This is a genomic window from Rhodococcus sp. EPR-134 (assembly GCF_001647205.1).
GTDB classification, from domain to species: Bacteria; Actinomycetota; Actinomycetes; order Mycobacteriales; family Mycobacteriaceae; genus Rhodococcus_F; species Rhodococcus_F qingshengii.
The window spans coordinates 1-6,360 of sequence record NZ_LVCT01000454.1; the positions used below are offsets into that span (position 1 = coordinate 1).

Genomic DNA, 6,360 nt, shown 5'->3' on the forward strand with positions numbered 1-6,360 from the left:
CAGGGAAAGTCGTAGGTCCTGACGGTCCGTCTTGGGATGGGAAGAACAAACCCCATCGCGGAGATCGGGCGTGGGTGACGGGGTGGAGCCCCGAGCAGATCTCGAAACGGCTGCCGCTCGATTTCCCCGATGACGAATCGATGAGGATCTCAGCCGAGGCGATTTACCAGGCTCTTTACATCGAAAGCCGTGGCGGGTTGGAGCGAATGCAATCCTGGCATCTACGGCGAGGCAGGACCAAACGAATGCCCAGATCGCGTGCACGCCAGCAAACGTGGGCTCATGTCACTGCAGACACCGTGCTGGCTAAACGTCCGAAAGAGGTCGCTGATCGTAAACTCGCCGGCCACTGGGAGGGCGACTTAATCATCGGACTGAAGCGTTCTGCGGTAGCGACATTGATCGAGCGCACCTCCCGCTACGCGGTGCTCGTCCATCTCCCTCGCCAAAAAGGATACGGGATGATTCCCCCGAGGAAAAACGGCCCAGCACTGGCCGGTTACGGCGCCTTGACCATGAAAGACGCCCTGGCCAAGGCCGTCACCCCTCTACCGAAAACCCTCAGGCGGTCTTTGACATGGGATCGAGGCAAGGAACTCTCAGCTCACGCACTCTTCACCGAACAGACCGGTGTCCCAGTATATTTCGCTGATGCCAAGAGCCCATGGCAGCGAGGCAGCAATGAGCATCTCAACGGTTTGCTACGCCAGTATTTTCCGAAGGGGACCGACCTTTCCCGATGGAATTCCGCGGAGATCACCGCAGTGGCGAACGTGATCAACAACCGCCCCCGAGGAATCCTTGATTGGCGCACCCCCGCGGAGGTATTCGAAGAATTGCTACGATCTGCACAACAACACACTGTTGCGACGACCGGTTGAATACGCCCAATATACGTCAATTACGTTCACCGACAGGCTCATTGAGGTGGGTATCGATGCCTCGATCGGGGCGACTGGGTCGAGTTACGACAATGCTCTCGCCGAGACGATCAACGGGTTGTACAAGACCGAGTTGATCAAACCTCGTGGGCCGTGGCGAACGGTCGAGCATGTGGAGATCGCGACGTTGGAGTGGGTGGACTGGTTCAACCACCGGCGACTCTACGAGCATTGTGGGGATGTGCCTCCTGCCGAACTCGAGGCGTTCTACTACGGTGAACACAGAACTACGCGAATTGCGGAGTTCTCAAATCAGTAAGTCTCCGGACTCGCCGGTGCGATTCACAGAGTGAGCGAGTGCTACGGAATCATCCGGTGACTGGGCGCGTTTACCGCCGGGGCGTGGTTCGGGTTCGTTCGGTTTTTCGCATAACTGAGCACGGGTTTCATACACCGTCACCAACGCTAGATGTGGATCACGCATAGCGTCGCCTGACGTCCGAATCCACCGAACCGGCCACGCCGTTTGGATAGGTGACGGGCCGCGAAGCAGAGGCAGCTGCGGTCGTTGTGGTCGCGCCCTTCCGCTCAATCTGACGTGGGGTCACCGCGGATGAAGGTCTCTTCGTGTTCGCGGGACAGCCGAGCGGCCCTTTCGGCATCGCCCGCACCGAGCGCTTCGAGTATTACTTGGTGCTGTTCCGTGCTGGCACCCATGTCGAATCCTGGTGCCAATACGAGTTGAGCGGTTCGACCTTCGATCGACAGATGCTCCCACGTCGACAGCAGTGTGCTGTTGCCGGAGGCCGCGACGACGAGCCGATGGAATGCCATAGCGTGCGCGACCCATGCTCGACGGTTCGCGGTGACGGCGGCGGAGCGCATACCGTCGACTTCATCGGCAATGCGGTCCACCGCCATGCCGCGACCGGCTGCCAGTCGTGCTGCTGTCTCTTCCAGTGCGGCGCGCACCACTGACACCTCATCGAGCTCGTCCTGGTCGACCCGTCTGACTCGGCACCCGCGGTGCGCTTCGAAGACCACCAGGCCCATTCCGGCCAACTGCCGAAGAGCTTCACGGACGGGACCTTGGCTCACGCCGAGCTCACGAGCGATCCGCGTCTCGATCAACCGATCTCCTGGCGGGTACGTGCCATCGGCTATTCGTTCCCACAGCAGATCTTTGATTTGTTCGGGCAGACCGGTCACCGTGACGCCCTGCCCTGTCTTTGACCGAGTATCCGTCGACTCCGAGGGGACTTTCACATGTACCATCATAGATGATCGATTATTTAGGATCTACCATTATTGAGAGGATGCACCGATGAGTATTCGATTGGGCGATACAGCTCCAGATTTCACCGCCGCTACGACCACAGGAACGATCTCCTTCCACGAATGGCTGGGAGACTCGTGGGGAATGCTGTTCTCCCACCCCGGTGACTTCACGCCCGTATGCACAACCGAACTCGGTGCGGCAGCGCGGCTGAAACCTGAGTTCGACCGACGTGGAGTCAAGCTACTCGGCCTCTCTGTGGACTCGGTGGATTCGCATCTGGCATGGGAAGGCGATGTCGGTCAAACGCAAGGCACAGCAGTGAATTTCCCGATGATCGCAGACACCGATCGCGCAGTCTCCGAGCTCTACGACATGATTCACCCGAGCGCCAGCGCGGCGGCCACCGTACGTTCGGTGTTCGTCATCGCCCCGGACAAGTCGGTACAGCTGATCCTCACTTACCCGATGTCCACCGGCCGCAACTTCACGGAAATTCTGCGCGCGATCGACAGCTTGCAACTGACCTACGGTCAGCCAGTGGCTACGCCCGCCGATTGGCAGCCGGGTCAAGACGTGATCATCGGACTGGGCGTTTCCGACGACGAGGCAACAACACGGTTCCCCGGATATCGAACCTTGAAGCCTTATCTGCGGTTGACCGCGCAGCCCTGACCAGGGCACTCGTTCGCGCTGTTACCCCCCGGGGTACAGTGCAGTGAGTCACAGCTTCGTCGACGCGTGGGGTTGTCCGACCCTGCGGTGGTCAGCGGTGGAAAGGCGTGAATCAGTGAATTCGTCGGACTGGGATGCTCGGTACAGCAGCGTCGAGCATCCGTGGGGGTCGGCCCCGGCGGCTGCCCTGTCTGCGCGGTTTGCGGAGCTGCCCCCTGGCCGGGCGGTCGATCTGGGGTGCGGGAACGGGCGCCACGCTCGATGGTTGGGCGACGCGGGGTGGACGGTGAATGCTGTCGATTTTTCTTCTGTGGCAATCGAACTCGCACGCAGCGGCGGGGAGGACCGGTCGATCGACTACACCGTTGCCGACGTGCGGGCCTGGGAGCCGCCCGGCCCGGTGGATCTGGTGGCCATCGGCTTTCCTGCATCTACCGGTCGACGAGTTGGTTGCCGTCATTGCCGGTGCAGGAAGTTGGCTCGCACCGGGTGGACGGCTGTTGTATCTCGGTCATGCGCTCGATAACTTCACTCACGGAGTCGGGGGCCCGCCGGATCCGTCGATCCTGCCCGCCATCGACGACCTCGCCCGCGCCGCGAGCGGATTGCAGGTCCACGAGCTGGAACATCTGGTCCGCCCTGTCGGCGAGGGTCGGGCCATCGATGTTCTTCTCCATGCACAGCCGTGGGGCGCCGCAGCTCACCGTGATCTGAAGAGCGGAACTTTCACGTGACCGATCATCCGACTCCCCTGCGTGTGGTGTTCGCCGTCAACACCACACCCACCGTGGTGGTGCGGGCGATCCACAACCTTCTCGATGCTGCGACCGAGCCGGTGACGATCGAAGTCGTGTGCTTCGGACCGGGTCTCGATGCGGCCCTGCGCTGTTCGGATATTTCCCTGGAGATGCGGGCGTTGATCGATTCGGCCTCCATCACGGTGAAAGCATGCCGCAACAGTCTGGAGGGCAGAGGGCTCGGTGACGACGATCTGCTGATGGGTGTCGAAGTGGTTCCCGCTGTAGTGCTCCATCTCGCTCGACGTCAGCGAGATGGGTGGTCACAGCTCTACGCCTGACATCACATCCCCGCTCCAGTGTCGTAGGCACATCGTCTCAGGGCGTTCGGTTCTCGCGTTCACCGAGCTCGGAGGACTCGGCTGCGGTGTCACGGCCTCGACCACGGACGATGCGCACCGTCAGGACTGCGATGATCATCAGCACTGCGATCAGTAGTACTGCGGTGTTCGGTACCGCGTCGGCCACATCGCTGATCCAGACCTGCAGCGAGTACTGACTGTCGACCCCCATGACGCCGCCGAGGTTCGCTGTGCCCTCCGTGAGCAGGAACAGCACTCCGATACCGATGAAAAGTACCCCCGATATCAGAGACGTGGTATGCGTCTTCAGCGGTCCTATGCTGATTTCCTTGCCGCGCAACCACGTTCGTGATCCGAGCGAGAATCGGTCCCATACCAGCGCCAGCACGAACAGGGGTATCACCATCCCCGCTGCGTAGAGTGCCATGAGCACTCCGCCGTATGCGGCCTGACCGCCGGCGACGGCAACGGTCAGGACCGCGCCGAGCAGGGGTCCCGAGCAGAACCCTGCGAGCCCGTAGACCGCGCCGAGGGCGAAGACCGATCCGGTGGAGGAGACGTCGATGCGCGCGGCTGCTCTCTGAGCGGACCCCAGCGCGAAGCCGCGACCGACGATGATCATCACTCCGAGTGCGATGATGACCACGCCGCCGATCATGGTGGTGACCTCGCGATACCGGGTGATCGCCGAGCCGATGGCACCGACTCCGGCACCGAGGGGCACCAGGACCGCTGCCAGCCCGAGGTAGAAGATCCCGGTGCGGCCGGCGAGCTTGCCGGCCCCGTCGAAGGCGTACGCGAAGAAGGAAGGGAGCAGCAGGGCCGAGCATGGACTGAGAAGTGCCAGGAGCCCGCCGAGAAATGCTCCGAGAAGTCCGATCTGCGACATCGCGGGCCGCCCTACGCGCCGGCTGCGGTGTCGATCAGATCGACGAATTCCGAGAACGGTTGTGCGCCCAGAACCGGATCACCGTTGATCGAGAACGCCGGAGTGGCCGGGATACCCAGCGACTGCGCTTCGGTGGAGTCGGCGGTGATCGCGGCATCGAATGCGGTGCCGGTGGCGTCGGCGGTGAACCGAGCCAGATCCGGTACCCCGGCCTGTTGCGCGTAGCTTTGCAGCGTCTCCAGTGTCAGGTCCGCGTGACCGGTCTCGGGTGCATCGGCGTAGACGGCGCGGGTGAACTCCCAGAACTTGCCCTGGGCGGCGGCCGCGCGTCCGGCCCGGGCAGCATCGAATGATTGTTGCCCGAAAGTGGGTAGGTCTCGCCATTCGATGCGCAGGGTGCCGGTATCGACGTATCGATCGATCAGCTGCGGCTCGGTTTCCCGGCTGAACTGGGCGCAGAACGGACACCGAAAGTCCGAGAAGGCGATCATCACCACCGGGGCCTCGACGTCGCCGAGGGCCATCGGATCATCGGGCTCGCGGTGCGCCAGATCGCCGAGCGGTCCCATCGCCGGCGGGCCGCTCACGCTGCTCGACCCGGCGTCCGGTGCCGCCTCCGACTGCTCGCCGTCACCTGTCGTTCCGAGCACGAGAGCTCCCACGAGCACGGCCGCCACCACCACGGCGATGGCCAGGAGCACAAGGTCGCGTCGGCGAGTGGAGCGAGATGTCGAAGTCATGCAATACCTTTCGGCAGTCGGCAATACTGGCAGCGATACCCATCTGGGTATAGCCTCACAGTGTCACCCTACTCACACAACTACAACCCGTAGGAGATCCTCGCTGATGACCGAGCCCGCCACGTCCGACCGCCTCGACGTCGAAACCGCAGGCCGTTCCGATGACGAGGTGGTTGCCCAGTTCTCTCGGTACCGGCGTTGGGGGATGCGGGCGGCACGCGGCACTGTCGCCGGTGTGATCACCGTGTTGGTGGTCGGCATTCCCACCGACATCATCGACACGCCCGTCTTCGGCCGTGAAGTGCCGGTGCGGGCATGGGAGCTTCCGGTTCTGCTGGCCACGGCCCTGTTGACCGCACTGTGGTTCGGGATCGACAAACCCGCGCGGGTCGAGCGGACCGGCACACCCGCCGCCCTCGGTGTCGCATTGACCTTCTTCGCCGTCGGATGTCCGGTGTGCAACAAGCTGGTGCTGCTTGCGCTCGGCACCTCGGGTGCCCTGGGACTATGGGCCCCGATCCAGCCGTTCCTGGCGGGGGTATCACTGACGATGTTGACCGCTGCCGTGATCGTGCGATGGCGCAAGCGTGACTGCACCGCAGCGTCCTGCGCGGCATGATCGAGTATCGGTGGACCCACGCGGACCACTGTGAGTGACCACCACCCCCATCGATCGAAAGGAACCGAACGAACTATGACCGAATTGGCCATCGGTACCCGAGTGGACATGCCGTTCGAGGAAACTGTCGATGCAACCCGTGAGGCACTCGCCGAACAGGGGTTCGGAGTGCTCACCGAGA

General features: G+C 62.7%; 9 protein-coding genes and 1 pseudogene. 7 read left to right on the forward strand and 3 right to left on the reverse strand.

The features are described 5' to 3' along the window. A partial coding sequence (locus A2J01_RS21100) for an IS30 family transposase (RefSeq protein WP_064113507.1) occupies positions 1-881 on the forward strand: 881 nt, incomplete at its 5' end. 4 nt (positions 882-885) lie between these two features. Then, positions 886-1,200: pseudogene (locus A2J01_RS21105) on the forward strand (integrase core domain-containing protein); the annotation flags it as partial. Positions 1,201-1,469: 269 nt separating this feature from the next. Here A2J01_RS21105 and A2J01_RS21110 read toward each other — a convergent pair. After that, a complete protein-coding gene (locus A2J01_RS21110) occupies positions 1,470-2,147 on the reverse strand; it encodes a GntR family transcriptional regulator (protein ID WP_167349920.1) in 678 nt (225 codons plus the stop codon). 58 nt (positions 2,148-2,205) lie between these two features. Between A2J01_RS21110 and A2J01_RS21115 the strand changes: the two genes are divergently transcribed. The 4 genes from A2J01_RS21115 to A2J01_RS21125 all read left to right on the forward strand — a co-directional run bounded on the left by A2J01_RS21115 (position 2,206) and on the right by A2J01_RS21125 (position 3,910). After that, the gene (locus A2J01_RS21115) at positions 2,206-2,832 is read left to right on the forward strand and encodes a peroxiredoxin (RefSeq protein WP_042926436.1); all 627 of its coding nucleotides are present in this window, start codon (positions 2,206-2,208) and stop codon (positions 2,830-2,832) included. A gap of 115 nt (positions 2,833-2,947) precedes the next feature. After that, entirely contained in the window at positions 2,948-3,358 is a 411-nt protein-coding gene (locus tag A2J01_RS21120) for a class I SAM-dependent methyltransferase (protein WP_308216554.1), read from the forward strand. Then, positions 3,333-3,566 (forward strand): hypothetical protein, encoded by a 234-nt coding sequence (locus tag A2J01_RS37360; RefSeq protein ID WP_306670234.1) that lies wholly within the window; start codon positions 3,333-3,335, stop codon positions 3,564-3,566. The genes A2J01_RS21120 and A2J01_RS37360 overlap by 26 nt, the downstream gene beginning before the upstream one ends. After that, positions 3,563-3,910 carry a DsrE family protein gene (locus tag A2J01_RS21125; RefSeq protein ID WP_042925967.1) on the forward strand — a complete coding sequence of 116 codons (348 nt, stop codon included), beginning with the start codon at positions 3,563-3,565 and terminating at the stop codon, positions 3,908-3,910. Before A2J01_RS37360 ends, A2J01_RS21125 begins: the two co-directional genes overlap by 4 nt. A gap of 37 nt (positions 3,911-3,947) precedes the next feature. Here the strand turns inward: A2J01_RS21125 and A2J01_RS21130 are convergent, their stop codons facing one another. Together A2J01_RS21130 and A2J01_RS21135 are read right to left on the reverse strand one after the other, a co-directional pair. Then, the gene (locus A2J01_RS21130; protein WP_042925969.1) at positions 3,948-4,820 is read right to left on the reverse strand and encodes a cytochrome c biogenesis CcdA family protein; all 873 of its coding nucleotides are present in this window, start codon (positions 4,818-4,820) and stop codon (positions 3,948-3,950) included. Between the two features lie 11 nt (positions 4,821-4,831). Continuing rightward, positions 4,832-5,560, reverse strand: coding sequence for a DsbA family protein (locus tag A2J01_RS21135; RefSeq protein WP_064113508.1), 729 nt, complete (start codon positions 5,558-5,560; stop codon positions 4,832-4,834). Positions 5,561-5,666: 106 nt separating this feature from the next. Between A2J01_RS21135 and A2J01_RS21140 the strand changes: the two genes are divergently transcribed. After that, on the forward strand, positions 5,667-6,179 hold the full coding sequence (locus tag A2J01_RS21140) for a hypothetical protein (RefSeq protein ID WP_042925971.1): 513 nt from the start codon (positions 5,667-5,669) through the stop codon (positions 6,177-6,179). Positions 6,180-6,360: the final 181 nt, after the last annotated feature.

Excerpts from the sequence above, each read along its gene's own strand:
- A2J01_RS21115 (WP_042926436.1), top strand. The coding sequence starts at position 2,206 with ATGAGTATTCGATTGGGCGATACAGCTCCAGATTTCACCGCCGCTACG.
- A2J01_RS21130 (WP_042925969.1), bottom strand. The coding sequence starts at position 4,820 with ATGTCGCAGATCGGACTTCTCGGAGCATTTCTCGGCGGGCTCCTGGCA.
- A2J01_RS21140 (WP_042925971.1), top strand. The coding sequence starts at position 5,667 with ATGACCGAGCCCGCCACGTCCGACCGCCTCGACGTCGAAACCGCAGGC.
- A2J01_RS21135 (WP_064113508.1), bottom strand. The coding sequence starts at position 5,560 with ATGACTTCGACATCTCGCTCCACTCGCCGACGCGACCTTGTGCTCCTG.